This is a genomic window from Mesorhizobium sp. WSM4830 (assembly GCF_055811495.1).
On sequence record NZ_JBVVQI010000006.1, the window covers coordinates 36,768 to 59,324 of the forward strand.

The 22,557-nt window shown below is 63.1% G+C and carries 25 protein-coding genes and 2 pseudogenes; 12 read left to right on the plus strand and 15 right to left on the minus strand.

Features of this window, described 5'->3' with window-relative positions; translation table 11 throughout:
* The first annotated feature begins 185 nt into the window (after window positions 1-185).
* A complete protein-coding gene (locus AC0L2Y_RS10125; RefSeq protein WP_473555799.1) occupies window positions 186-1,100 on the plus strand; it encodes a hypothetical protein in 915 nt (304 codons plus the stop codon).
* Window positions 1,101-1,113: 13 nt separating this feature from the next.
* Here the strand turns inward: AC0L2Y_RS10125 and AC0L2Y_RS10130 are convergent, their stop codons facing one another.
* The 5 genes and pseudogenes from AC0L2Y_RS10130 to AC0L2Y_RS10150 all read right to left on the minus strand — a co-directional run bounded on the left by AC0L2Y_RS10130 (window position 1,114) and on the right by AC0L2Y_RS10150 (window position 3,834).
* A complete protein-coding gene (locus AC0L2Y_RS10130) occupies window positions 1,114-1,326 on the minus strand; it encodes a hypothetical protein (RefSeq protein ID WP_023717422.1) in 213 nt (70 codons plus the stop codon).
* A 118-nt stretch (window positions 1,327-1,444) separates the two neighbouring features.
* On the minus strand, window positions 1,445-1,843 hold the full coding sequence (locus AC0L2Y_RS10135) for a GFA family protein (protein WP_473555800.1): 399 nt from the start codon (window positions 1,841-1,843) through the stop codon (window positions 1,445-1,447).
* 159 nt (window positions 1,844-2,002) lie between these two features.
* Window positions 2,003-2,959 (minus strand): alpha/beta fold hydrolase, encoded by a 957-nt coding sequence (locus AC0L2Y_RS10140; RefSeq protein ID WP_473555802.1) that lies wholly within the window; start codon window positions 2,957-2,959, stop codon window positions 2,003-2,005.
* A gap of 24 nt (window positions 2,960-2,983) precedes the next feature.
* A pseudogene (locus tag AC0L2Y_RS10145) lies at window positions 2,984-3,464 on the minus strand (SRPBCC family protein).
* Between the two features lie 121 nt (window positions 3,465-3,585).
* Complete coding sequence (locus AC0L2Y_RS10150; RefSeq protein ID WP_352492428.1) at window positions 3,586-3,834, minus strand: ParB N-terminal domain-containing protein; 249 nt, start codon at window positions 3,832-3,834, stop codon at window positions 3,586-3,588.
* A 154-nt stretch (window positions 3,835-3,988) separates the two neighbouring features.
* Here AC0L2Y_RS10150 and AC0L2Y_RS10155 point away from each other — a divergent pair, with 154 nt between their 5' ends.
* Genes AC0L2Y_RS10155 through AC0L2Y_RS10175 form a run of 5 tightly spaced genes read left to right on the plus strand, consistent with a single transcriptional unit; the run spans window position 3,989 to window position 9,487 of the window.
* Window positions 3,989-5,629, plus strand: a complete 1,641-nt coding sequence (locus tag AC0L2Y_RS10155; protein WP_473555803.1) for a N,N-dimethylformamidase beta subunit family domain-containing protein — start codon at window positions 3,989-3,991, stop codon at window positions 5,627-5,629.
* Between the two features lies 1 nt (window position 5,630).
* Window positions 5,631-6,998, plus strand: coding sequence for an aminotransferase family protein (locus AC0L2Y_RS10160; protein WP_473555806.1), 1,368 nt, complete (start codon window positions 5,631-5,633; stop codon window positions 6,996-6,998).
* A 7-nt stretch (window positions 6,999-7,005) separates the two neighbouring features.
* Complete coding sequence (gene kce / locus AC0L2Y_RS10165) at window positions 7,006-7,935, plus strand: 3,5-dioxohexanoate:acetyl-CoA acetone transferase (RefSeq protein WP_473555807.1); 930 nt, start codon at window positions 7,006-7,008, stop codon at window positions 7,933-7,935.
* A gap of 11 nt (window positions 7,936-7,946) precedes the next feature.
* The gene (locus AC0L2Y_RS10170; protein ID WP_473555810.1) at window positions 7,947-8,459 is read left to right on the plus strand and encodes a GNAT family N-acetyltransferase; all 513 of its coding nucleotides are present in this window, start codon (window positions 7,947-7,949) and stop codon (window positions 8,457-8,459) included.
* Window positions 8,456-9,487, plus strand: coding sequence for a histone deacetylase family protein (locus tag AC0L2Y_RS10175; RefSeq protein WP_473555812.1), 1,032 nt, complete (start codon window positions 8,456-8,458; stop codon window positions 9,485-9,487). The genes AC0L2Y_RS10170 and AC0L2Y_RS10175 overlap by 4 nt, the downstream gene beginning before the upstream one ends.
* Window positions 9,488-9,505: 18 nt before the next feature.
* On the opposite strand, the gene AC0L2Y_RS10180 is transcribed toward AC0L2Y_RS10175, so the two are convergent.
* The gene (locus tag AC0L2Y_RS10180) at window positions 9,506-10,771 is read right to left on the minus strand and encodes a cysteine desulfurase-like protein (RefSeq protein WP_473555813.1); all 1,266 of its coding nucleotides are present in this window, start codon (window positions 10,769-10,771) and stop codon (window positions 9,506-9,508) included.
* Window positions 10,772-10,819: 48 nt separating this feature from the next.
* Window positions 10,820-11,887, minus strand: a complete 1,068-nt coding sequence (locus AC0L2Y_RS10185; protein WP_473555816.1) for an aldo/keto reductase — start codon at window positions 11,885-11,887, stop codon at window positions 10,820-10,822.
* Window positions 11,888-12,271: 384 nt separating this feature from the next.
* Here AC0L2Y_RS10185 and AC0L2Y_RS10190 point away from each other — a divergent pair, with 384 nt between their 5' ends.
* Complete coding sequence (locus AC0L2Y_RS10190; RefSeq protein WP_352492436.1) at window positions 12,272-12,436, plus strand: hypothetical protein; 165 nt, start codon at window positions 12,272-12,274, stop codon at window positions 12,434-12,436.
* A gap of 50 nt (window positions 12,437-12,486) precedes the next feature.
* On the opposite strand, the gene AC0L2Y_RS10195 is transcribed toward AC0L2Y_RS10190, so the two are convergent.
* Window positions 12,487-12,993: a DUF1993 domain-containing protein gene (locus AC0L2Y_RS10195; protein ID WP_352492487.1), complete on the minus strand. Its 507-nt coding sequence runs from the start codon at window positions 12,991-12,993 to the stop codon at window positions 12,487-12,489.
* Between the two features lie 123 nt (window positions 12,994-13,116).
* On the opposite strand from AC0L2Y_RS10195, the gene AC0L2Y_RS10200 reads away from it, so the two are divergent.
* A complete protein-coding gene (locus AC0L2Y_RS10200; protein WP_473555818.1) occupies window positions 13,117-14,154 on the plus strand; it encodes a DUF1176 domain-containing protein in 1,038 nt (345 codons plus the stop codon).
* Here the strand turns inward: AC0L2Y_RS10200 and AC0L2Y_RS10205 are convergent.
* The 6 genes and pseudogenes from AC0L2Y_RS10205 to AC0L2Y_RS10230 form a co-directional block, all read right to left on the minus strand.
* Window positions 14,151-15,008 (minus strand): alpha/beta hydrolase, encoded by an 858-nt coding sequence (locus AC0L2Y_RS10205; protein ID WP_473555821.1) that lies wholly within the window; start codon window positions 15,006-15,008, stop codon window positions 14,151-14,153. The genes AC0L2Y_RS10200 and AC0L2Y_RS10205 overlap by 4 nt on opposite strands.
* 92 nt (window positions 15,009-15,100) lie before the next feature.
* A complete protein-coding gene (locus AC0L2Y_RS10210; protein ID WP_473555822.1) occupies window positions 15,101-16,711 on the minus strand; it encodes an NTP transferase domain-containing protein in 1,611 nt (536 codons plus the stop codon).
* Complete coding sequence (locus AC0L2Y_RS10215) at window positions 16,708-17,412, minus strand: XdhC family protein (protein WP_473555825.1); 705 nt, start codon at window positions 17,410-17,412, stop codon at window positions 16,708-16,710. The genes AC0L2Y_RS10210 and AC0L2Y_RS10215 overlap by 4 nt, the downstream gene beginning before the upstream one ends.
* A 6-nt stretch (window positions 17,413-17,418) precedes the next feature.
* Entirely contained in the window at window positions 17,419-17,757 is a 339-nt protein-coding gene (locus AC0L2Y_RS10220; protein WP_473555826.1) for an XdhC family protein, read from the minus strand.
* Between the two features lie 72 nt (window positions 17,758-17,829).
* Window positions 17,830-17,950 (minus strand): annotated as a pseudogene (locus tag AC0L2Y_RS10225) (AAA family ATPase); the annotation flags it as partial.
* Between the two features lie 31 nt (window positions 17,951-17,981).
* Window positions 17,982-18,476: a flavin reductase gene (locus AC0L2Y_RS10230; protein ID WP_473555828.1), complete on the minus strand. Its 495-nt coding sequence runs from the start codon at window positions 18,474-18,476 to the stop codon at window positions 17,982-17,984.
* A gap of 179 nt (window positions 18,477-18,655) precedes the next feature.
* Here AC0L2Y_RS10230 and AC0L2Y_RS10235 point away from each other — a divergent pair, with 179 nt between their 5' ends.
* Entirely contained in the window at window positions 18,656-19,729 is a 1,074-nt protein-coding gene (locus AC0L2Y_RS10235) for a branched-chain amino acid ABC transporter substrate-binding protein (protein WP_473555829.1), read from the plus strand.
* 14 nt (window positions 19,730-19,743) lie between these two features.
* The gene (locus AC0L2Y_RS10240; RefSeq protein WP_473556067.1) at window positions 19,744-20,763 is read left to right on the plus strand and encodes a P1 family peptidase; all 1,020 of its coding nucleotides are present in this window, start codon (window positions 19,744-19,746) and stop codon (window positions 20,761-20,763) included.
* A gap of 47 nt (window positions 20,764-20,810) precedes the next feature.
* Here the strand turns inward: AC0L2Y_RS10240 and AC0L2Y_RS10245 are convergent, their stop codons facing one another.
* Window positions 20,811-21,065: a DUF2171 domain-containing protein gene (locus AC0L2Y_RS10245; RefSeq protein WP_023674734.1), complete on the minus strand. Its 255-nt coding sequence runs from the start codon at window positions 21,063-21,065 to the stop codon at window positions 20,811-20,813.
* 246 nt (window positions 21,066-21,311) lie between these two features.
* Between AC0L2Y_RS10245 and AC0L2Y_RS10250 the strand changes: the two genes are divergently transcribed.
* Together AC0L2Y_RS10250 and AC0L2Y_RS10255 are read left to right on the plus strand one after the other, a co-directional pair.
* Window positions 21,312-22,037 carry a DUF2259 domain-containing protein gene (locus AC0L2Y_RS10250; RefSeq protein WP_473555831.1) on the plus strand — a complete coding sequence of 242 codons (726 nt, stop codon included), beginning with the start codon at window positions 21,312-21,314 and terminating at the stop codon, window positions 22,035-22,037.
* A gap of 11 nt (window positions 22,038-22,048) precedes the next feature.
* On the plus strand, window positions 22,049-22,549 hold the full coding sequence (locus AC0L2Y_RS10255) for a hypothetical protein (protein ID WP_473555834.1): 501 nt from the start codon (window positions 22,049-22,051) through the stop codon (window positions 22,547-22,549).
* Window positions 22,550-22,557: the final 8 nt, after the last annotated feature.

The following is a 22,557-nucleotide window of genomic DNA, read 5'->3' on the forward strand; positions in this document are numbered from 1 at the left end:
GAAACTACCAACAAAGTTTGAATCGAATTGTTAGGGCTTTGCATCGGGACGCTGGTCCGGACGGAAGTGCGCTATCCCCAAACGCGTTCGGCCACGTCGCTGCCTCGCAATGCCGCTTGACAACTCACGGCATGAGATTAGTCTTCACTAATCTTACAGTGTAAGGCCATACTTGGGAGGAAGTCATGCAGCCCGCCGCCTTGTCAGAATTGCAGCCCGTAGCCCCGCCGGAGCCACACTCGCCCGCCATCGGGATCGATGAGATATCTGGCGATCTCAGCCGCGTTATCGAACGCGCCGAGGTCGATGCCTGGCTCGATCTCTATCGCGCCGCCCCGGCAGACTTTGCCGCAAGGCAAGGCTTAGCCATCGCCGAAGATGGCGATCTCGTCTGGACCACTTGCACGACGATCCCGTTCATCCATTTCAACTGCGTCAAGAATTTCGGCGTCGAGAGCGCGGCCACCGAGAGCCGGCTCGATGCGCTCCTGTCACATTATCGCGACGCCGGCATTCTGAGGCCCTGGTTCTACACCAATCCACATACCGAGCCGGCGACGCTCAGCTGCTGGCTCGAGGCGCGCGGCCTGCAGCGTCAGGGCGGCTGGGAACGCATCTTTCGCGACGCCACGCCATTGCCGGCGGAGCTGCTTTTCCCGACTGAGAATGTCTCGGTCGAGCGGGTGACGCCGGCAACGGCAAGGGAATGGGCTGGGTTTATCGACAGCCAATATCGGCTGCCGACCTCACCGTGGTTGCTGGCACTGGCCGGCCGGCGCGGCTGGCATCATTACATGCTGCGGCGGGACGGCGCTGTGGCGGCGGTTCGCTCGATGTTCATCGGTGCCGACGGCATGGCCTGGAGCGGCATCGACGCGCCGGTTCCCGGCATCATGGCGCCGAGCTTCGACCTCGATGCAATGCTCGGCGAAGTGATGGTGCGCGACGGACTTGCGGCCGGTGCAAAACTGTTCGTGGCCGACATCGAGGCGCCGCATGCCGAACGCGACGGGCCGGCGTATCGCAACTATGCGCGCCTCGGCTTCAAGCTCGCTTATTTCCGCAGCCATTACAGCTATTTGCCGGCAAATTCCGGCTGACTGCTGCAAGACCCTAGCCGCACAGCCACAGCTTGTGGCAGGTCGTGGCCATCAGGTGGGCCGGCGGTACAAAACGATCGTTGACCGCCACATCATCGTCCGCCCGGCGGACCTTTTCCTCGAGCAGCGTGCGAAGTTCTGCCGGCTGCACGCGGTCGCGCTCCATCACCAGCTTGATCATCGGATCACTCAAGAGCTCGTCCAGGGTGTTGATGCTGTCGTTCATTCCGTCGCCTCCTCGACTGCCGCCCGCACGCAATAGATAGGCAGCAATGATGGCCCACCAATGACGCTTTGCCGGCTATCTCGTGTCGCTTTGGATTAAATTTTGTCCAGATTTCACCTCAAGCCGGAGGTGGCGCGCCTTCATATTGCGGCAGGCCGTCGTCGATCTGCACCCAGGGCTGCTTCGAGGCGGTCCAGATATGCATCTCAGGCCTGAACACCGAGGGGTCGTCGAGCGAGCCGGTGGTGATGCCGATGATGCCGGCGGAATCGCGCCGGGAAAACATCGTCGTGCCGCAGCTTGGGCAGAAGCCACGCTTGAGATCGGGCGAGGAATTCACCGTCGCCAGCGGTCCGTCGATCGTCACATCGTCGATGCGGAACAGCACGCGCGCGTTGAAGGCGGCACCCAGCGCCTTCTGGCAGAGCCGGCAATGGCAGACGCGCTCATTGATCGGTGCCGCCTCGGCACGGTAGCGCACCGCACCGCACAAACACCCGCCCTGATATCTTGCCATCGCCCGTGTCCCTTCCCTGCGAGGATAGGCGATACCTATCGATAGGCGCGGCAGCGTCAATTGAAAAGCTTTGATGGCGCCATCTAAAGCTGTGATCCGGTCGATGGGCGAAATGCCGGCCATCTCGCGGGAGACGGCCGGCAGACAATTGACTGGGCGTCAGTTCGTTTCGTTGACGACCTCATCCCAGGTCTTGACCTTGGTCTCGCCATTGAGGAACGGCAGCGCGGCAGCTGTCAGTTCCGGCGCGAAGAACACATCGTAATGGGTGCGGTTCGGCAGGATCGCCAGGCGGTTTTGCGACAGGTTCTCGCGCATCCAGCCGGCGTCCTTCAACCCGCCGCCAAGCATCTGATAGAACTTGATCTCGTGCTCGGGCCGGTACATGTCGCTGTCGCCGAACACCAGCATCACCGGCATTGTCAGCTTCGGCACGTCGGCCGAATAGTCGTAGTCCTTGCGCATATAGGCGCCGAGCTGGTCGAGCAGTTTCGGAAAATCCTCCGGATGCGGCGCGACCGCGACGTAGGATTTGTACATCGGCGTGTCCTTCATCATGTCGGCCATCGCCGCGCCGACCTGTGCCTGCTGGCTACGCATCTCGGCATAGAAGCCGTCCGCGGCGTACCCGGTCGAGACCAGCACCAGGCGGCGCACCGTTTCGGGATGCTGCACGGCCATGCGGAAGGCGACGCCGCCGCCCAGCGAATAACCCATTACGTCGACCTTGTCGTAGCCGAGTGCCTTGACGATCGCCGCCATGTCGTCGCCCATCGCCTCCAGGCTGAGCGGCCGGTCGCCGAGCGCCGTGCGGCCATGGCCCTGCAGGTCGACCCCGATGACGGTGCGGTTTTCGGTAAGTTTTGGCAGGATCGGCGCGAACATGTCGGTCGTGCCGAGACCGCCATGCAGCAGAAGCAGCGGCTCGCCCTTACCATAGACGGCGTAGTAATAGTTCAGGCCGTTGATCGGCAGCAGGCCGGATTTTGCCGGCGTCGGCAGTGTTGCGGTTGCGGTCGTCATGGCGGGCTTGGCCTCCTCTGCGTTGATGGTGCCCGGCGCGGCAAAGAGCGCGGCGGCCGAGGCGAAAATGGCGAAAAATATCGATCTGGACATATCAGTCTCCCTCTCCCGTTTGCATCAAAGTCGCTTAGCGACCTCTTCGAGCTGTTCGGCGCACTGGCCCCAACCCTCGTGAAAACCCATTTTCTCGTGCTGTTCGCGGTCGGCGACCGACCAATGCGCAACCCGGGCGATGTAGCGGGTCTTGCCCGTGCCCTCGTCCTCGAGTGTCACAATCCCGGTCATGAACGGCAGAAAGCTCCCACGCCTTGGTATAGGCATCGGTGAAGACGAGCTTCCTGCCCGGCACGACTTCGAGGAAGACGCCGGGGTTCGCAAACTCGTTGCCGTCGGGACCGGCCATGACGACCAGGCTGGTGCCGCCGGCGCGAACGTCCATCTCCGCGCGCGGCGTCCTCCACGGCTTCGGCGCGAACCATTGCGTCAGGAGATGCGGCTCGGTCCAGCAGCGATAGACCTTCTCGCGCGGCGCATCGATAATGCGGGCAAGGATCAGCTCGCGGTCGGAGTTGGGGGCGATGTCGAGCTTGGTCGTCATGGTGTTTCCTCACAGGTCGGTTTTGGCTTTCGTGTCTAGGACGAACCGACAAGACGCAAGCCGACACGGTCCGCGAAAAAATCCGCGGGACAGGAGATTCGAACGAGCGAAATAAGTGGCTTCAGTGGCGCTTGGCTTGCACCAGATAGGCGTCGATCTCGGTCTCGCCGAGCCACTTGGCCGCTTCCAGCCGATGCAGGCCTTCGACGAGGATATGGCGCTTGCCGTCATGGCGCACCTGGATCGGCATCTTCATGCCGTTTTCCAGAATGTCCTCGGCCAGATGGCGGACCGTTTCGGGATGCAGCGTCTTCTTGCGCGCGGTCGGCACGTAGATGTCGTCGACCCTGACCTTTTGCACTCTCAGCATATCGGCTCCCGTGCGGACAAGGCCGCCCTTGTGAGATAGTCTGTTTGGCCGGCAAGGCCAAGGGAGCGGCCCGGCAATGGCTGGCCCGATCGTTTCCAATTGACGCTTGGCCGGCGGATGGCCGAAATGGCGGCCTTCGACCTTAGCGGTGTCCATGAATCATCTGCGGACCGAGTTTCCCGATTTCGGACTGACGCCGGAGCAGCGACGCCAGGCGGTGCGCAGCCATTACTGGGAATGGCCCGGTATGGATGGCGGGCGCGGCGAAATCTGGTGCTACAGCGACCGTTTTTCCTACCGCCCCGGCGAGATGGTGGCGCTGCATGTCAGTTCGACGGCCGCCAGTTTCGGCATCGCGATCGTCCGCGACGGCGGTGCGGAAACGACGATGTTCGAAAGGACCGGGATCGCGGCGCAATGGCAGGATACGCCGGATCAGTGTTCGGTCGAGGGCTGCGGCTGGCAAGCATCGTTCGAATTTCGCCTCGGCGACGATTGGCCGTCCGGCGCCTATCGCGTCACGCTTGAAGCGGACGGTCGCGACGGCAAGCCGATCCGCTGCCACCACCTTTTCATCGTCGCGCCGCAGCCCGGCAAAAAGCCTGGCCGTGTGCTGCAGGTCGCGGCCACCGGCACTTGGCTCGCCTACAACACATGGGGCGGTTCCAACCATTACGAAGGCATCACCGGGCCGGCCCGCGACCAGTATGCACGAATGGTGTCGACCCAACGGCCGTGGTGCCGCGGCTTCGTCGTGCTGCCCAGGGACGCGCCGCGCGTGCCGCTCGAAGTCGCCATGCCGCCAAAATCCGTGCCGCGCTATCCGCATATGGAATGGGCCTTTGCCACCGGCCATTCCAAGAAATACGCCTCGTCCGGCTGGGCAAGCTACGACAGCCACTTCTTCCGCTTCGCCGAGCGTGCCGGCTACGCCGTCGATCTCGCCAGCCAGCACGATCTGCATTTTTCGCCCGACATTCTCGACGGCTATGACTGCGTCGTCTCCGTCGGCCACGACGAATACTGGACCTGGGAAATGCGCGATGCGGTCGACAGCTATGTCGAGCGCGGCGGTCATGCGGCGCGCTTTGCCGGCAATTTCATGTGGCAGACCAGGCTGGAGGACGAAGGCCGCCGGCAGGTCTGTTACAAATACCGCGCTCGCGCCGAGGACCCGGCCTATCGCGGCGGCGATATAAGGCGCGCCACCAATTCCTGGGAAGCGCCGGAAATCGGCCGGCCGGGTGCAGCGACCTTCGGCCTCAACGCAACACGAGGCGTCTATGCCGGCTGGGGCGGCTGCGCACCGCGCGGCGTGCGCGGCTTTCCGGTCTACCGGCCGGAGCATTGGGCCTTTGCCGGTACCGGCATCTACTATGGCGACCTGCTCGGCGCCGACAGCCATGTCTATGGCTACGAGGTCGATGGGCTCGATTTCGAGATCCGCGGCGGCCTGCCCTACCCCACGCCCGACAGCGGCGCACCGGACGGCCTGCAGGTGCTCGCGGTCGGCATGGCTGCCCAGGTCGAGGAAAGCGCCGACATTCCGTTCGAGGACCAGTTCCTCGGCGACGAGGACGGTCGCTTCACCGCCGAAACGCTGTTCGGCGAGGCAAGCGACGCCAATCTCGACAAGGTCAAGCGCGGCAACGGCATGATCGTCAATTTCCCGCGCGGCAAGGGCGAGGTGTTTCACGCCGGAAGCTGCGAATGGGTCGCCGGCCTGCTAAGGCAGGATGCGATGGTCGAGCGCGTTACCAGAAATGTCCTCGACCGCTATCTCGGAAAGTCATGACATGCTGAAGTCCCCTGCCCCGGAAACTCGCGAAGCCTCGCATCTGTTTTATCTGTCCAGCCTGCGCCGGCCGCTCATCGACCGCGCCGAGGGCATCTACATGTGGACGCAGGACGGCCGGCGCTTCATCGACGGGTCGAGCGGGCCGATGGTCGCCAATATCGGCCATTCCAACCGCAACGTGCTCGACGCGATGAAACGGCAGATGGACCGCGCCACCTTCGCCTACCGCCTGCACTTCGAGAACGAGCCGGCAGAGGAACTCGCGCGGCAACTGGCGGCCAAACTCCCCGAGAGCCTGGACCGCATCTTCTTTGTGTCCGGCGGCTCGGAAGCTACGGAATCCTGCATCAAGCTGGCGCGGCAATGGGCGGTCGCCACCGGCCAGCCCAGCCGCTGGAAGGTGATCACGCGTTTTCCCTCCTATCATGGCGGCACGCTTGGTGCGCTCGCCGTCACCGGCGACGATGCGCTGGCCGAAAATTTTATGCCGATGATGCAGGTCATGCCGACGGTGCCGGCGCCCATCGCCTGGCGCGACCGCGACAATCTTTCCATGGAACAGCGCGGCATCCGCTACGCCGACATGCTGGAGGAAAAGATCCTCGCCGAGGGACCGCAGAGCGTGCTCGCCTTCATCATGGAGCCGGTCGGCGGCGCTGCCACGGCAGCACTGGTGGCGCCGGACAGCTATTATCCGCGCATCCGCGAGATCTGCGATCGCTACGGCATCCTGCTCATCCATGACGAAGTGATGAGCGGTGCCGGCCGCACTGGAAAATTCCTCGGCGGCGACCACTGGAACTGCAAGCCCGACATCGTCGCGCTGTCGAAAGGGCTGGGCTCGGGCTACGCGCCGCTGGGCGCACTTGCTGCACCGATGCGGCTGGTGCAGCCTTTGCTCGCATCGGGCGGCTTTCAGCACGGCCATACCTATGCTGGCAACCCGCTCGCCTGCGCCGCCGGGCTCGCCGTGCTCGGCGAAATGGACCGCCTCGGCCTGATCGCCAACGCGGCTGTCATGGGCGAGCTTTTGATGGGCGAACTGAAGGGGTTGGCGAAGCGGTTTCCGTTCATCGCCGACATCCGCGGCAAGGGCCTGCTCACCGGTGCCGAAATGGTCGCGGATCCCGACACTCTGAGGCCGATCGAGCCGGGAAAGAAGGCCACCCAGCGGCTGCTCGACCTTGCCTATGAGCGCGGCCTGATCATCTACGGACGCAAGGTCAAGGGCGGCGTCGACGGCGACAATTTCATGGTCGCGCCGCCGATGATCGTCACCGCAGCGCAGATCGGCGAGATCATATCCATCATCGGCGACTCGCTCGAGGTGCTGGCCGGCGAGCTCGACCTGCCGGTCGAAGGTTGAGGCGACCATGGCACCGCGAAAAGTCATTATTACCTGCGCCGTCACCGGGTCGGTGCACACACCATCGATGTCGCCGCATCTGCCGGTGACGCCGGACGAGATTGCTGCAGACGCGATCGCCGCCGCCGAAGCCGGCGCCTCGATCCTGCATCTTCACGCCCGCGACCCTAAGGATGGGCGGCCGACCGCCGATCCCGAGGTGTTCATGCAGTTCCTGCCGCGCATCAAGCAGGCGACCGACGCGGTGATCAACATCACCACCGGCGGCTCGTCGCTGATGACGCTCGACCAGCGATTGGCCGCGCCGCTCAGGGCCGAGCCGGAAATGTGCTCGCTCAATATGGGTTCGATGAATTTCGCGCTGTTCCCCGTGCTCGACCGGCCGCGGGAATGGCAGCACGAATGGGAGCCGAAGCTGCTCGAGGCAACCCGCGACACGATCTTCAAGAACACCTTTGCCGACATGGAGACGGTGCTGGAGAAGCTTGGGCGTGGTTGCGGCACGCGCTTCGAATTCGAGTGCTACGATGTCGGCCATCTCTATTCCTTGGCGCATTTTCGCGATCGTGGGCTGGTGTCGGGACCGCTGTTCATCCAGTTTGTTTTGGGCATCCTCGGCGGCATCGGCGCCGACCCCGAAAACCTGATCCACATGAAGCGCATCGCAGATAAACTGTTCGGCGACGCCTATCAGTTTTCGGTGCTGGCCGCCGGACGCCACCAGATGCCGATGATCTCGATCGCGGCGGCGATGGGCGGCAACGTCCGCGTCGGGCTGGAGGACAGCCTCTACGACGGGCGCCAGCTCGCCAAGTCCAATGCCGACCAGGTGCGCCGCATCCGAGGCGTGCTCGACGGATTGTCGCTGGACGTCGCAACGCCGGCCGAGGCGCGGCAGATGCTGGCGCTCAAGGGCGGCGACCGCGTGGCGTTCTGATGGTTGTGGCCGTGACCAATACAGCCACCAACGACATTGTCATCCGGCCCGGCACCGTCGAGGACGTCGAAACCATCCACGCCGCGCTCCTACGGCTCAGCGTGCATATCGGCGCACATCAGGAGATCACCTCGACAGCTCAGGATCTCCGCACCTATGGCTTTGGCGAAAAGCCTGCCTTCTCGACCTTGATCGCCGAAGTCGGTGGCGAATTTGCCGGGCTGTGCCTCTATTTTCCGATCTTCTCGACATGGATGGGACGGCCCGGCGTCTATGTGCAGGACCTCTATGTCGAGGACCGTTTTCGCGGCCGCAGGATCGGCGAGCGCCTGCTGCGCCGGGTGGCGGCGCAGTGCCGGAAGGCAGGTGGCGTCTATCTCAGGCTGTCCGTCGACACCGACAACGAGACCGCCAAGGCTTTTTACGAACGGTTGGGCATTGCCTGGTCGAGCTACGAGCAGGTGCAGAAGATCGTCGGCGACGCCTTTTTCGCCTTTGCCGATGCACCGGAGGAGCCAACATGAAAGCCTTCTATGCCGAAGAACAGAAGCGCCACGACCCGAAGGCGTTCCTCTCAAGCGGCGCGCCGCAGCCCAATCCGGAAAAGCCGGAACGGGTCGAGCGATTGCTAGCCGGCGCAAAGGCTGCCGGCTGCACGATCGAACGGCCGCGGGATCACGGGCTCGGCCCGATTGCGTCGGTGCATACGCCCGAGTATCTCGATTTCCTCCAGCATATCTTCGCGCGCTGGCAGCGCATCGAGGGTGCCTCGGCCGAGGTCATCCCCAACATCCATCCGATCGCGCGGAACGGCTCCTATCCGGCCTCGGCAGTCGGCCAAGCCGGCTACCATATGGCTGACACCGCCTGCCCGATCTCCGGCGAGACGTGGCAGAGCGCGCTGTGGAGCGCCTGGAGCGCGGTTGAAGCGGCCGAGGCGGTGATGTCGGGCGTGCCTTCAGCCTATGCGCTGTGCCGTCCGCCCGGCCATCATGCCTTTGCCGACGTCGCCGGCGGCTTCTGCTTCATCAACAATTCGGCGGTCGCAGCACAGGTTCTGCGCAAGCAAGCGGCGCGGGTGGCGATCCTCGATGTCGACCTGCACCACGGCAACGGCACGCAAGGCATCTTCTATGCCCGGCCGGACGTGCTCACCGTGTCGCTGCATGCCGACCCGGTGCGCTTCTATCCGTTTTTCTGGGGCTATGCCGACGAGCGCGGCGAAGGCGCCGGCCTCGGCTACAATCTCAACCTGCCGCTGCCGCGCAAATCCGGCGATACGGCTTTCCTCGAAGCACTGGCGGCAGCGTTCCAGCGCATCGATGCCTTCTCGCCCGATGCGCTTGTGGTGGCGCTGGGACTAGATGCCTTCGAAGGCGATCCGTTCGGCGGACTGTCGGTGAGCACGCCTGGTTTTTCGCGCATTGGCGAGGCGATCGCCGGGCTCGGCCTGCCAACGGTCATAGTCCAGGAAGGCGGCTATCTCTGCGACGAACTCAGCGACAATCTCACCGCCTTTCTCACCGGCTTTGGCGGCGCCCACAAGCGATGATCCGCCCGCGAGGCCCGCTCAGGATCGTTCCTGCCTCAGCATGGCGACAACGCGGTGCACGCTCTCCAGCGTCTCGTCGATCTCGGCTGAAGTGTTGTAATGAGCGATGCCGATGCGCACCACGCCCTGCTCGGCCGGAATGCCGAGCTGGTGCACTATCTCCCAGGCGTAGTTGTGGCCGGACCACAGGAAGATGTTTTCGGCATTCATCTGCCGCACGATCGTCTCCGGCACGATGCCTTCGACGGTGAACGACACCGTCGGCACACGCTCACCGATCCGCTTCGGATCGGTGATGCCGTGGATGGTCAGGCCGGCAATATCCGACAGACCGTCGATCAACTGTTGCGCCAGCGGGTTCTCGTAAGCGATTGACACTTCGAAGGCCTTGGCGATTTTCCGCCGGCGCGACCCTAGCGCGCCGGCCGTCGCGCCCAACTCGGCAAAATAATCGACAGCCGCCGACAGGCCGGCCATCAGTTCGATTTGCGGCGTGCCGAGCTCGAAGCGCTCCGGCAAGGCATTGGACGAGCAACGGCATTTATACGGCTTCAGCGCATCGATGACGTCCAGTCTGCCCCACAAGATTCCCATATGCGGGCCGAAGAACTTGTAAGCCGAGCAGATCAGGAAATCGCAGCCGAGGTTTTGGACGTCGATCAGGCCATGCGGCGCGAACTGGACGGCATCGACGTAGACCAACGCACCAGCCTGCCTGGCGATGCCGGTCAACGCCTTCACCCGGTTGATCGACCCGGTGAGATTGCTGGCATAGTTGAGCGCGACGAGCCGCGTCCTCTCGGAAAGCAGCGCGGCAAGTGCTGCCTCCTCGACCTGCCAGCTCTGCTGGTCGAAAGGCAGCCAGCGTACGACCAGGCCAAGGTCTTCAGCCAGTTGCAGCCAGGGCGAGATGTTGCCCTCATGGTCCATGCGGGTGAGGATGATCTCGTCGCCGGGTTTCATCGTACGGCCAAGCGTTCGCGACATCTGGTAGGTCAACGTCGTCATATTGGCGCCGATGATGATTTCCCGCGGACTTGCCGCGCCAAGGAAATCCGCCATCGCCAGATGGGCCTCGTCCACGATGTCCTGTGCCGCAATGGTGGTCTCGAAGAAGCCGCCGAGGTTGGCATTGGTGGTCAGCAGGCAGCGTGACACCGCGTCCGCCACCGCCTGCGGCACCTGCGTGCCGGCAGGATTGTCGAGATAGATGCGCCGGCGGCCCTTGTCGGTCAGCGACAAAGCCGGAAATTTCGCGCGCAGCGCGTCGATCCGGAAGTCCATGGCTGTTCCCCTCTCCTTGTGACGATCGGACAACCACGTCCCGACGCATCAAGGGCACGGATTGCCGACGCGCTGGTGGATCGCATCGACGGCTTTCTGCATCTCGTCGGTCCAGACCACGTTGGCGGAAGAGAGCGCCATTTCGAGTTGCGAAATGGTGGTGGCGCCGATGATGTTCGAGGTGACCAAGGGCCGGTTCGAGACATAGGCATTGGCAAACAGCGCCGGCTCCATGCCGAAGGTGCGCGCCAACCGGTTGTATTCGAGCTGCACCTCGGCAGCATTCGGCGTCTCGTAGCGCTGGCCGCGGTTGAACAATTGCGAGCGCGAGCCCTGCGGCCGCGCGCCATGATCATATTTGCCGGTCAAATAGCCTTGCGCCAGCGGCGAATAGGCAAGCAGCGACACCTGCTCGCGCTCGCAGACTTCGGCAAGGTTCACCTCGAAGGTGCGGTTGACGAAATTATAGGCGTTCTGCAGCGAGGCGACGCGCGGGCCGAGGCCCTTGTCGGCTTCGGCAATGAAACGCATGACGCCCCAGGAATTCTCGTTCGACAGGCCGAAATGGCGGATCTTGCCGGCCTTCACCAGTTCATCGAATACGGCAAGCGTCTCGGCGATCGGCGTCTCACCCTCCGGCACGCCGGCGGTATCGGAGCGTCGCGACACAGCGCCGATGCGGTTCGGATTGGCGCCCCACGGCACGTCGCGTTCCGGCCAATGTATCTGATAGAGGTCGATGTAATCGGTGTTGAGCCTGGCGAGTGACTTATCGATAGCGTCGAAGATATCGGCGCGCACCAGCTTGGACGGGCGGTCGCCGCGAAACCAGGTGTTGGCGGTGCGACCAACTACCTTCGAGGCGATGATCACCTGGTCGCGATTGCGCTTCTCCTTCATCCAATTGCCGATGATTGTCTCGGTACGGCCTTGTGTCTCCGCCTTGGGCGGGATCGGATAGAGTTCGGCGGTGTCGATGAAATTGACGCCGCGAGCAAACGCCAGATCCATCTGGGCGTGACCGTCCGCCTCGGTGTTCTGCTGGCCCCAGGTCATCGATCCGAGGCAGATTTGCGACACGAAAAGATCGGTCTGGCCGAGACGGCGTTTGTGCATGGAATTGCTCCGGCGGGAAATTTTGCGCGGCTGCGCGAGGAGGAAGCAATAGCATACAGGAAAGCGCCGCCCGCTTCCAAGCCCACGGACGGCAGGCCAGGCGACTTTCCCAGGATGCCAGCGGACGGGGTTTATCCCTGCGGCCAATAAAAGCCGGACTGCATGTGAATGCAGTCCGGAAGTTCGCCAGGAATGGCGAGGAACAACCGGCCAAGTGCCGGCACTGAGGCCTACGGTCGAAGCACCGCAGAAGTTTCGCCGGAACAGCCGAATTAAGTCAAAAAAGATCAGGGCAGCATGGCTGCCATGCGAATGCTGCACTGCACAATTGTCATGATCTGCCTATACTGATGGCCGTGGAGGTTCAATAAAGGGGCTTGAATCATGGGATTCTTCACTGAAATGTTCGCCCGCCCGCGTCCGGGGGAACAGCTGCGCTATCGTGCGGCACTGGCGCTGCTCCATTCGATGAGCAATGCCGATCGCGCCGACATCGGCGTCAAGCCGGCCGATTTCCCGCGCATCGCCCGGGAAATGTCCCTACGCTAACAGCGCGCCGTGAGATTTCCCGCCGCAGCGGGATATCTCACGAGCGGATCTCAACGCAATCCGAGGAAGATCGACTTGCCCAATGGCACGCCGTTGTGGCGCAGGATGTCGTAGGCGGTGGTCAGGTGGAAGTAGAAATTGGGCATGGCGGCATGCAGCAGATACTGCATTCCCGGCATCGAAACCTCGCGTCCCGCAAGCCTCAGTTCGATCATCCTGTCATCTGAACCATCGAGTTCGGCCGCCGAAAATGTCGCGAGATAAGCCAGTGTCTTGGTGAGGCGGGCCTGCAGATCAGCGAAGCTCGCCTCATTGTCCTCGTATTTTGGCACCTCACGCCCGGCAAGCCGCGACGGCGCGCCCTTGGCGTGATCGGTGGCAATCTGTACCTGCCTGGTCAGCGCAAACATATCCGGCGCCAGCCTCGCCGTCAGATACACCTGCGGATCGATCTTGCGATCAGCCGCATTTTGCTCGGCAATGTTCAGCACATTGGCCAGTGCCTTCAGCCTCGCCGAAAATACCGGCACGGATGCTTCATACATTGATATGGTCACAAGAAATCTCCACGCGGCCCGACTGCCGACGGCGAGAGGTAGCGCTTTCGCAGGCGATTGTTCAAGCGTCACCACGTCGCCGCAATCGATATGATAGAATTTTTCATCGAGTGGAGGTTCCCGATGAGACGCGCCCTTTTTGCAGCGACCGCTTTTATCTCGCTTGCCGTTGCCGGCCAATCGGCGCTCGCCGCAGACGCGCCTTATATCGACGACAGGTCGAATGCCGACGCGGTCATCCGGTCGCTTTATAGTGCCATCAGCCGACACGAATTCGCGCGCGCCTGGGACTATTTCGGCGACACCAAGCCGGCCAAGGATTTCAATTCCTTCGTCAAAGGCTATGACGGCACGGACGCCGTCGAAGTCAAAACCGGTGGCGTATCCGAAGACGGGGCTGCCGGCAGCATCTACTACAGCGTTCCGGTCGCCATCCTGGCGACGGCCAAGGACGGCAGCGAAAATGTCTTTGCCGGCTGCTATACGCTGCGCCAGATCAACGCCTCGATCCAGGAACCGCCATTTCGCTCGATCTTCATCGACAAGGGTGCGCTGAAACCCTCAAAGGCCGATTTCGAGGATGCCGTGCCGGCAAGCTGCGGCGATGGACCGCCGCCGCCGAAGAAGGATGCAGCGCTTGAGCAGGCCAACAAGGCGTTTGCCGCAACTTATGGCGACCAGTGCGACAAGGATCTTTTGGTGCAGGAGCCGGAGATTTTCTCGATCCACTATAAGGGCAAGGATGCGGCTGCCAGCGATCCCGAAAGCGAAACGCGGCTTTTCCATTTCGCCTGCTCGGCGGCGGCCTACAACGAAAACTCGATCTATTACATGAGCGACGACGTGCTTGGCGTGAGACAATTGCAGTTCGCCGAACCTGAAATGGACATCCGCTACGAGAACAATGACAGCGACGGCAAATTGCTGGGCATGACCATAGTTGGCTTCCAGACCTCCGGCTGGGCAACCAATTCCGATTACGACGAAGAGACCAAGACGATCACCACCTTCAACAAATGGCATGGCATCGGCGATGCCTCTTCATCGGGGACCTATCTGTTTCGCAACGGCGATTTTTCCCTGGTCCAGTACGATGTCGACGCGTCTTATGACGGCGAGGAAAATCCGCAGACGGTCGTCGACTACAATACCGCGCCTTAAGGAGCCTTCGACAACATCCAGTTGAGCGTGCCGCGCCAGTCGGTCATGCGGATCGGCGTGCCGTGCGTGCCGGTCTCGAAGCGGACGAAGCGAGTCGGATAGGTTTTCGACTTGGCCAGAATCGATCGGAAGAAGGCTTCCTGTTTCTCGATTGGAAACACCGGGTCCTTGCTGCCTTGGCCGAAGAAGACTGGGACACGACGCTTGAATGCGGGGCTTGAGAAGAAACTCTCATCCCATAGCGAGCCGAGCAGCAGCAGCCCGTCGATGCGCCCGCCGGTGTCATTGCGGGCGGCCAGCTTCCAGCATAACGAGCCGCCCATCGAGCCGCAGGCGACGAAGATTTTTGCGCTCGGCGATTGTTCGGCATAGTGGTCGATCAGCGCGGCGATCTGGGTGGCACCGGTGTCGCCGAAATCGGAAAAATCCGGCGACAGATAGAGGCCGCCATTGCCGGCCATCAGGTTCTTGATGCGGTTGAAATTGCCGCCGAAGGTGAAGTCGTCGATGCCTTGCTTACGGCTGCCGCCCTGCCCGTGCAGATAAAGCACGATGATGCTGGCGCCCCCGGTCTTGCCGACGGCAATGTGGCGGATATCGCCGGCGTCGGTCTTCAGCAAGAGATCCTGCTGCACCTTGCGCACGCCGGTTTCGGTGTATTGCGCGTGCACACGACGCTCAGGCACTTCGTCACGGGCGTTGATATCGCGCATCTCACGATAATCGATAACCGTATAGGCGCCGTTGCTCTCGGACGAGAGTGTGACCGGATAGGCGAACAGATCGTCCTTGAAAGGTTTGAGTTCGAGAGCGTTGGCGTGGGCGGCACAAGAGAGCGACAAAAGAATCGCCATCAGCAGGGCCGGGAGGCCAGAGGGAGGCAAGCGGAACCGGAAGCAGAAACGAAAGGCCATCCCTCAGCCATGCGTTTTTCGGCTTCGGTTTGTCAATCCTGCAGCACGCCGCCGGCGCTTTCCAGCGCCTCGCGCGTGTCGACATCGACGGCTGCCCCTTCGCCGATCTCGACATCGATGACGTCGAGCCCTTCGGCCTCGACCAGATGGCGGGCCCCGGTATCGCCTTCGAGGTGAGCGATCGCGGCAAACAGCGGACGCGGCAGCAGCACGGGATTGCCGCGCCGCCCATCGTGCGAGGCCCGCACCACCGATCGGCCTTCGGACCTGCGGAACGCCTCGATCAGCCTGTCGAAGTCGGCCGAGGCGACGCCGGGCATATCGCCGAGGACAATCATGGCGCCGGCGGCGTCGCCGGAAATCTTGGCGATGCCGGCCTTCAGCGACGAAGACAGACCCTCGGCGAAATCCGGATTGTCGGCGAAGGTCACATCGAGGCCAGACAGTGCATCGCGCACGCGCTCGCGCTGGTGGCCAGTGACGACTATGGTGGCCGCGGCTTTCGAACCGACCGCGCGTTCGGCAGTGCGACGGACCAGCGGCTTGCCGTCGAAGAGCGCCAAGAGCTTGTTCGGCCCGCCCATGCGGCTGGAGCGGCCGGCGGCCAGAAGCACGATCTCGACCTTTGGTTCGGCTTTGGCCGGCAATGGCTCGCGCGGCTGCGGCCGCGTCGGAATTTCCATCAATAGCCCGCCGACGCCCATGCCGGCAATATCCCTGGCGGTCACGTCGAGGCCGGCAATCAGCCGGTCGAGCACCCAGTCGAAGCCGTTCTCCTTGGGACTGCGGGCGCAGCCCGGCGCACCGATGATGCGCTTGCCGCCTAGAGTGCCGAGCACCAACAGATTGCCGGGATCGACCGGCATGCCGGCGCGGATGACAGTGCCGCCCGCCTTTTCGATCGCAGCGGGAACGACGTCGCCGAAATCGGCCATCGCCGAGGCGCCGAAGATAACCACCATATCGTTGTCGCGTATCAGCGAGGCCGCAGCCTCGGCGACGGGGGTAATTTCATGCGGCGTTCGACGCTCCGCCGTCAGCCTGCCGCCCGAACGCGCCAGGCGTGCTTCGGTGACGCGCAGCGTCTTGTCGAGCATGCTGGGTTTGATGCCGGACAGCACCGTCTGGATGACGCCGACGCGCACCGGCTGATAGGCGTTGACAGCAAATATCTCACCGCCGGCGCAGATCCTTGCCACGGCATCGACCAAAGCGGAGGCGACCGCAAATGGGATGATCTTCACCGTTGCTACCATCTGACCTTTTTCGACCGGCGCATGCTGCGCGAGCGTGGCGATGGTGATCGTCGGATCGACGGCATTGATAGCGTCGATCATCACCGCGTCGACGGTGAACATGCCAGCAGCCTGCGCCTGGAGGTTGACCCTGCCGGTCGCGGCGGGCTTCGCCTCGATGTTGCGATGGATCATGGATGCGGCGATCTTCTCGGCGGCGACGTCCTCGCTGAGATCATCGGGCGCCAACACCGCCGCGACGACCTCGGAAATGCCAGCGGCCTTCAACAGGGACACATCCCCGGCGCTTAGCCTGTGCGCCTTGCGGAAGCGGTGCCCTCCGGCCGTGGTGGCGTGCGCAAGCACTGCCCCTTCGGCCGTATCGATCGCAACGGAACCAAATTTCACGCGACCGCGCCTTTGGATTCGAGGCCGCGGAAGCGAAAGGCGTGGATCGCTTGCGCCAACACCGCGACGGCGATCTCGGCCGGGCTGGCAGCCCCAATGTCGAGGCCGATCGGGGCATGAATGCGGGCGATCTGGTCGGCTGTCGCCCCCGAAGCCAGCAGGCGTTCCACACGTTTGGCGTGGGTCTTGCGGCTGCCGAGCGCACCGACATAAAAGCAGCCGGCGTCGAGCGCCGCCTTCAGCGCGAAATCGTCGATCTTCGGATCGTGGGTGAGAGCAGCCAGCGCCGTATAGCTATCGAGCGGCTGACGCTTCAGCACATCCTCCGGCCATTCGGCATGCAGCGCGACATCGGGAAAACGATCGGGCGTGGCAAAGGCCGTGCGCGGATCGATGATCTCGACAGGATAGCCGGCGATCCTGGCCATCGGTGCCAGCGCCTGGCTGATGTGGACGGCGCCGATCACCACCAGGCGCGGCTGCGGCAGATGTACGTTGAGGAAGAACGTCCGCCCCTCAGCTTCGACCGAACCGGAATTGCCCGTGCGAAATGCCTTGGCGACGGCCGCCCCGAGTTCGCCGGCTACCCGGTCGCCCTCGCGCACGACACGGTCGCGGCCGTCGCCGAGATCGATGACCAGGATTGCCGCGCGGCGGGCGCGGCGTTCGGCGTTGAGTGTCTTCAGGGCATAGGGATCCATTCGAGATCAACCCACTCTTTCGACATAGACCTTGATGCGGCCGCCGCATGACAGGCCGACCTGCCAGGCGGTCTCGTCTGCGACGCCGAATTCGAGCATTTTGGCCTTGCCGCTATCGATAACATCGACCGCCTCGGTGACCACGGCGCCTTCGACGCAGCCGCCCGAGACGGAGCCGTGGAAATTGCCTTCGGCGTCGATGACCAGGTGGCTGCCGACCGGGCGCGGCGCCGAGCCCCAGGTCTCGACCACGGTGGCAATGGCGACATCCTTGCCGTCCTTCATCCAGCCCTCCGCGATGATCAGCGGGTCGCGCGCCTCATCGAGATAGATACTGCGTTCCATGATTTTCTCCCTGGGAGACATGTGGTTATGCGACGCGCTTCACGCCAGCCTCGATCCACCGGCGGGGGTCGACCGAACGCATAAAAACAGCACGGTCGCCAGCGACCGGTCCGCCACATAATCCGCACGGGTCAACAGATCGAGCGTCTCGTCGATCGTTCGCGGCGCCGGACGCGGTTTTCAACTCGGTCATTCTGTCTCCGCGGGCGCGGCCATCAAAGCCTCTACAGAGCGTGGTAGCCGCGGTTGTGATAGATCAGCGGCCGCAAATTATCGCCGATACGCAAACCTGTCACCTTGCCAAAAAGCACGCGGTGGGTGGCCAGATCCTTGGTGTCGACCAGCTCGCAGTCGAAGACGGCAAGGGCGCCCTTCAGCGTCGGCGAACCGGTCGAGATCACATCCCATTCCGCCAACGCGAAACGCTCCTCGACCGGCAGGCCGGTAATGCCGGAAAAGCCGATCGACAGCGGCTCCTGATCCGAAGCCAGCGTGTTCAGGGCAAATTTGCCGTTTTCCACGAACGGCTCGTTCTTGGGATTTTCACGATTGAGGCAGACCAGGATGGTCGGCGGCGTGTCCGACACCGAGCAGGCCGCGATCACCGTCGCGCCGCGCCTGCCGGCGGGGCCATCGGTGGTGACTACATGTACATGGCCGGCAAAATGGGCCATCGCGTCGCGGTAGGCCTGCGGCCCGATGTCATTCTTCTTCAGCACCGATGATTTTCCACTAGTCAGAACCAACCGTTATATATGGGGGGATATTGCATGCCACAAGCGAAGTGCTTGACGTATATCCAGAATTCGCGTGTTGCACCAAAGCTGGCTAGCCTTTAGGTCTTGACGGCATTGGCGCCAGCAAACACGCGACCGGTGCAGAGGAATTCTTCGCTCGCATGCGACCTTGGACGACCACGATAGCGGTGCTGGCCTGGCTCTCGGTCGCCGGTAGTGCAAGTGCCGAGACGCTGCTGGTCGGCGTCGCGGCACCTTTGTCCGGGCCGTCGGCGATCCTCGGCAAACAGGTCGAGGCCGGCGCGACAATGGCGGCTGAAGCGAACGATACCGAGATCACGACGATCGATGACGCCTGCACGGCCGACGGTGGCGCCGCCGCCGCGCGGGAGTTCACCGCGGCCAAGGTCAACGTCGTCATCGGGTTTCTGTGCACCGACGCAATCGAGGCGGCTCTGCCGATCCTCAAGGATGCCGGCATCCCGGTGATCACCGTCGGCGTTCGCACGGAAAGCCTGACCGACCGGCGCGCCAAGACCGGATGGCCGATCTATCGTCTCGGGCCGCGCGGCGATGACGAGCGCAATGCCGTCGCTGCCATCCTTACCCGCTTATGGCAGAGCGAGCTGTTCGCCATAGTCGACGACGGCACGATCTATGGCCGCGAAATGGCCGAGACGTTTCGTGCGGCCGCCGAGCAGGCGGCGCTGAAGCCGGTGTTCGTCGACACGTTCCGGCCGCAGCTCGACAACCAGTTCGGCCTGATCGGCCGTCTTAAGAAAGCCGGCGCAACGCATGTCTTTGCCGGCGGCGACGGCGATGATGTCGCCATTATGGGCCGCGACGCCGGCCAGCTCGACACCGGAATGGTGTTTGCCGGCGGCGAAGCGTTGCGCGCGCCGCTCGGCGACGTGCCTTATGCCGTCGGCACGCTGATGATTGCGCCGCCCGAATGGGCCGATGTCGCCGACCCCAAGGTGCTGCAGAGCTTTGCCGGACAAAACATCGTGCCGGAAGGTTACACGCTACCCGCCTATGCCGCGGTCGAGATCGCCAAGGCCGCTTCAGCATTGACGCAAAGCTCCGGCGAGAGGCTGGCTAACGTGCTGACCGCGCATGACTTCACCACGGCGATCGGACCGATCCGCTTTGACGAAAAAGGTGACCTGGCGCAAAATCCTTATCAAGCCTACCGTTTCGACGGCGGCCGTTTCGTGCCAGCGGAGAGCCAATGATGTCAAGCACGGGGATGTTCCATACGGGTCCGCGCAATCTCATCACCGACGTCGCCGGCCTGCGTGTCGGCAATGCGGCGAATGCCAAGCTGAAATCCGGTGTGACCACCGTCATCTGCGACGAACCGGCCGTGGCCGGTGTGCAAATCCTGGGCGGTGCGCCGGGCACCCGCGAAACCGACCTGCTCGAGCCGCACAATTCGATCCACGCCATCCATGCCGTGGTGCTGTCGGGCGGCTCGGCTTTTGGCCTTGACGCCGCGTCGGGGGTGCAGGCGGCCTTGCGCGAAAGAGGCATCGGCGTCGAGGTCGGCGGCTTTCGCGTGCCGATAGTGCCGGCGGCGATCCTGTTCGACCTGCGCAATGGCGGCGACAAGGATTGGAGCCGGTATCCGCCTTACCGCGACCTCGGCTACGAAGCCGCGCAAGCCGCCACGATCGACTTTGCGCTCGGCACTGCCGGCGCAGGTTGCGGGGCTTTGAGCTCCGGCCTGAAGGGCGGGCTCGGCTCGGCCTCGACAGCGCTGGACAGCGGCGTCACCATCGGCGCGCTCGCCGCCGTCAACCCGACCGGCTCGGTGACGGTCGCCGGGACCCGCCATTTCTGGGCGGCGCCGTTCGAGATCGGCGACGAGTTCGGCGGCTTAGGCTTTCCCCACCCGGTGCCTGACGATGCCAGAAAGATCGTGCTGAAGTTCCGTGACAAGCATGCCGCAGGGCAGGCGGAAACCGGCGCCAACACGACCATCGCCGTGATCGCCACCGATGCGGTACTCACGAAGGCCGCAGCCAAACGCCTGGCGATATCAGCGCATGACGGCTTCGTCCGTGCCATTTGGCCGACGCACACGCCCGCAGACGGCGATCTGGTCTTCGCGCTGGCAACCGGCAAGAGCGGCATCGAGCTCGCACCCAACGATGCCATCGATCTCTACGCCGCGGCCGGCGCCACGATGGCGCGCGCCATCAGCCGCGGCGTCTTTGCCGCGACGCCGGCCGAGGGCGATCTGTTCCCGGTCTGGTCATCGCGCTGACCGCGCCACGCTCATTCGGGTTTGCCGTAATCAGACTGGACTTTTGATCAGGTGGGTTCGGATTTTTCTTCTTCGAACGTGACCGCAACATCCGAGTTTGCTGAGAGCCGCACCTTCTGGCCCTCGACCTCGGCGACAAGGCTGAGAGGAATGAAGTGGTGATGGCCCCTGTGAGCGCCCTCGCCGCTGTCGCGCTTGGTCAGCTTGATGCGATCTCCGTCAACCTTGTCGACGGTACCGACATGGACGCCGTCGGCGCCGATCACTTCCATACGTTCGCGAATCTTGGCTGCATCCGTCATGGGGGTCTCCCTTAGAGCGCCGCGCGTCCTTTTGAACGGGCAAAGGACGCACTAAACATTTTGAATCAATGCATCGTGCCTTCCGACAATCGACCCTGATTTTCGGAAGGCACGATGCCGTGAAGCTGCCGACAATAACAAACGACGGCCGGATTGGATGCATCGACCTTGTGTTTCAGTCAGCACGATCTTTTGACGGCATCGTGATAGGAATTTAACGGCGTCGACCGCCTGAATGGAAGCCCCATGCGAAATCTTGCCCTGTTTGCCGTCTGCCTGCTTGCCCCGCTTGCAACTTTGGTCGCCGCCCACGCAGGCGATGTCGCCGAGCTTGAGATCCTCGGCTTCAGCCGTGATGGCGGGGTCTTTGCCTTCGAGGAATACGGCGTCCAGGACGGATCGGGATTTCCCTATGCGAACCGCTATTATATCGACACGGCCAACGACAGTTTCCTGAAGGGTTCGCCGATCCGTGTCCGGCTCGACGACGAGAATGCCGCCGTGGACGCAGCGCGGCTGCAGGCCCGGCAAAAGGGCGAAGCGATCGTCAGTCAGGCGGAACTCACGGCAAATCGCGGCATCACCGCCGGCTTCAACCCGGTGACCGAGCTTTCTGCCGATCCCTTCCGCATGGTGGTCAATCCGCGCCCGATCTTCTCGCCGGTCGACGATCCGCTCGAGTTCCGGCTCGACCAGATCGGCATGAACGACACCGAACGCTGCCAGAGCCAGGGTGAGATCAATGGCTTTCGCCTGCTGCGCATCGAGGCGAAGGACGGCGGCCAGACTAGGGTAATCCATGAGGACAAATCCATACCGGAAAGCCGCGCTTGCCCGAATGGCTACCGGATCGGCGCGGTTCAGACATTTTCGCTGGATAGCCTCAGCGCCTATGCCGTGCTGATCGCGGTGCGCCAATACGGCTTCGAAGGGCCGGACTATCGCTGGATCGCGGTAACCGGACGGCTGTGACGCTCCTGGCCATGCGCTATAGCGCCCTGCATCGTCTCCGCCGCGCTCTGCCGCCGCTGCGCACCGCATTTGCCGGTGCCTTGCTGTGGGCCATGGCGATGGGCGCCAGCGCGCTGCTCAATCTGCTGCAGTACGATTGGGAGACCCCGGCAAAGATCCGCTTCGTCTCGCTGCTTTATGCTGCCGGCGGTGCGCTGGCTTTCCCGGTTGGGCTGTTCCTGGCGCGGCTCGTCTCGCTCGGACGCCACTGGGAGATCGCCCTCGCCGCCGCCTTCGTCTGCCTTCTCGCAGCGACGATCGCCTTCACCGGCGGCCTGTTTGGGCTGCAATACCGCTCCTACTATGTCCAATGGCATGCGCCCGCGTTCACCATCACCTGGGTTTTCCAGTTCGTGTTCACGATGTTGACGGCACTCTACCAGTTCGTCGTCCTTGGCATCCGGCTGTATTTTCCGCTCGGTTTCATTGCGCTCGCTGTCGCCAGTGTCTGGTTTGCGCGCCAGCAACGTTGAGCATTTTG

What these genes read in the sequence shown, in the direction of transcription:
- AC0L2Y_RS10135 (WP_473555800.1), bottom strand. Translation starts at nt 1,843, where the DNA reads ATGGCAAGATATCAGGGCGGGTGTTTGTGCGGTGCGGTGCGCTACCGT.
- AC0L2Y_RS10155 (WP_473555803.1), top strand. Translation starts at nt 3,989, where the DNA reads ATGAATCATCTGCGGACCGAGTTTCCCGATTTCGGACTGACGCCGGAG.
- AC0L2Y_RS10235 (WP_473555829.1), top strand. Translation starts at nt 18,656, where the DNA reads ATGCGACCTTGGACGACCACGATAGCGGTGCTGGCCTGGCTCTCGGTC.
- AC0L2Y_RS10130 (WP_023717422.1), bottom strand. Translation starts at nt 1,326, where the DNA reads ATGAACGACAGCATCAACACCCTGGACGAGCTCTTGAGTGATCCGATG.
- AC0L2Y_RS10215 (WP_473555825.1), bottom strand. Translation starts at nt 17,412, where the DNA reads ATGGATCCCTATGCCCTGAAGACACTCAACGCCGAACGCCGCGCCCGC.
- AC0L2Y_RS10125 (WP_473555799.1), top strand. Translation starts at nt 186, where the DNA reads ATGCAGCCCGCCGCCTTGTCAGAATTGCAGCCCGTAGCCCCGCCGGAG.
- AC0L2Y_RS10205 (WP_473555821.1), bottom strand. Translation starts at nt 15,008, where the DNA reads ATGGCGATTCTTTTGTCGCTCTCTTGTGCCGCCCACGCCAACGCTCTC.
- AC0L2Y_RS10220 (WP_473555826.1), bottom strand. Translation starts at nt 17,757, where the DNA reads ATGGAACGCAGTATCTATCTCGATGAGGCGCGCGACCCGCTGATCATC.
- AC0L2Y_RS10255 (WP_473555834.1), top strand. Translation starts at nt 22,049, where the DNA reads ATGCGCTATAGCGCCCTGCATCGTCTCCGCCGCGCTCTGCCGCCGCTG.
- kce (WP_473555807.1), top strand. Translation starts at nt 7,006, where the DNA reads ATGGCACCGCGAAAAGTCATTATTACCTGCGCCGTCACCGGGTCGGTG.
- AC0L2Y_RS10200 (WP_473555818.1), top strand. Translation starts at nt 13,117, where the DNA reads ATGAGACGCGCCCTTTTTGCAGCGACCGCTTTTATCTCGCTTGCCGTT.
- AC0L2Y_RS10180 (WP_473555813.1), bottom strand. Translation starts at nt 10,771, where the DNA reads ATGGACTTCCGGATCGACGCGCTGCGCGCGAAATTTCCGGCTTTGTCG.
- AC0L2Y_RS10175 (WP_473555812.1), top strand. Translation starts at nt 8,456, where the DNA reads ATGAAAGCCTTCTATGCCGAAGAACAGAAGCGCCACGACCCGAAGGCG.
- AC0L2Y_RS10150 (WP_352492428.1), bottom strand. Translation starts at nt 3,834, where the DNA reads ATGCTGAGAGTGCAAAAGGTCAGGGTCGACGACATCTACGTGCCGACC.
- AC0L2Y_RS10190 (WP_352492436.1), top strand. Translation starts at nt 12,272, where the DNA reads ATGGGATTCTTCACTGAAATGTTCGCCCGCCCGCGTCCGGGGGAACAG.
- AC0L2Y_RS10245 (WP_023674734.1), bottom strand. Translation starts at nt 21,065, where the DNA reads ATGACGGATGCAGCCAAGATTCGCGAACGTATGGAAGTGATCGGCGCC.
- AC0L2Y_RS10140 (WP_473555802.1), bottom strand. Translation starts at nt 2,959, where the DNA reads ATGTCCAGATCGATATTTTTCGCCATTTTCGCCTCGGCCGCCGCGCTC.
- AC0L2Y_RS10185 (WP_473555816.1), bottom strand. Translation starts at nt 11,887, where the DNA reads ATGCACAAACGCCGTCTCGGCCAGACCGATCTTTTCGTGTCGCAAATC.
- AC0L2Y_RS10250 (WP_473555831.1), top strand. Translation starts at nt 21,312, where the DNA reads ATGCGAAATCTTGCCCTGTTTGCCGTCTGCCTGCTTGCCCCGCTTGCA.
- AC0L2Y_RS10240 (WP_473556067.1), top strand. Translation starts at nt 19,744, where the DNA reads ATGTTCCATACGGGTCCGCGCAATCTCATCACCGACGTCGCCGGCCTG.
- AC0L2Y_RS10160 (WP_473555806.1), top strand. Translation starts at nt 5,631, where the DNA reads ATGCTGAAGTCCCCTGCCCCGGAAACTCGCGAAGCCTCGCATCTGTTT.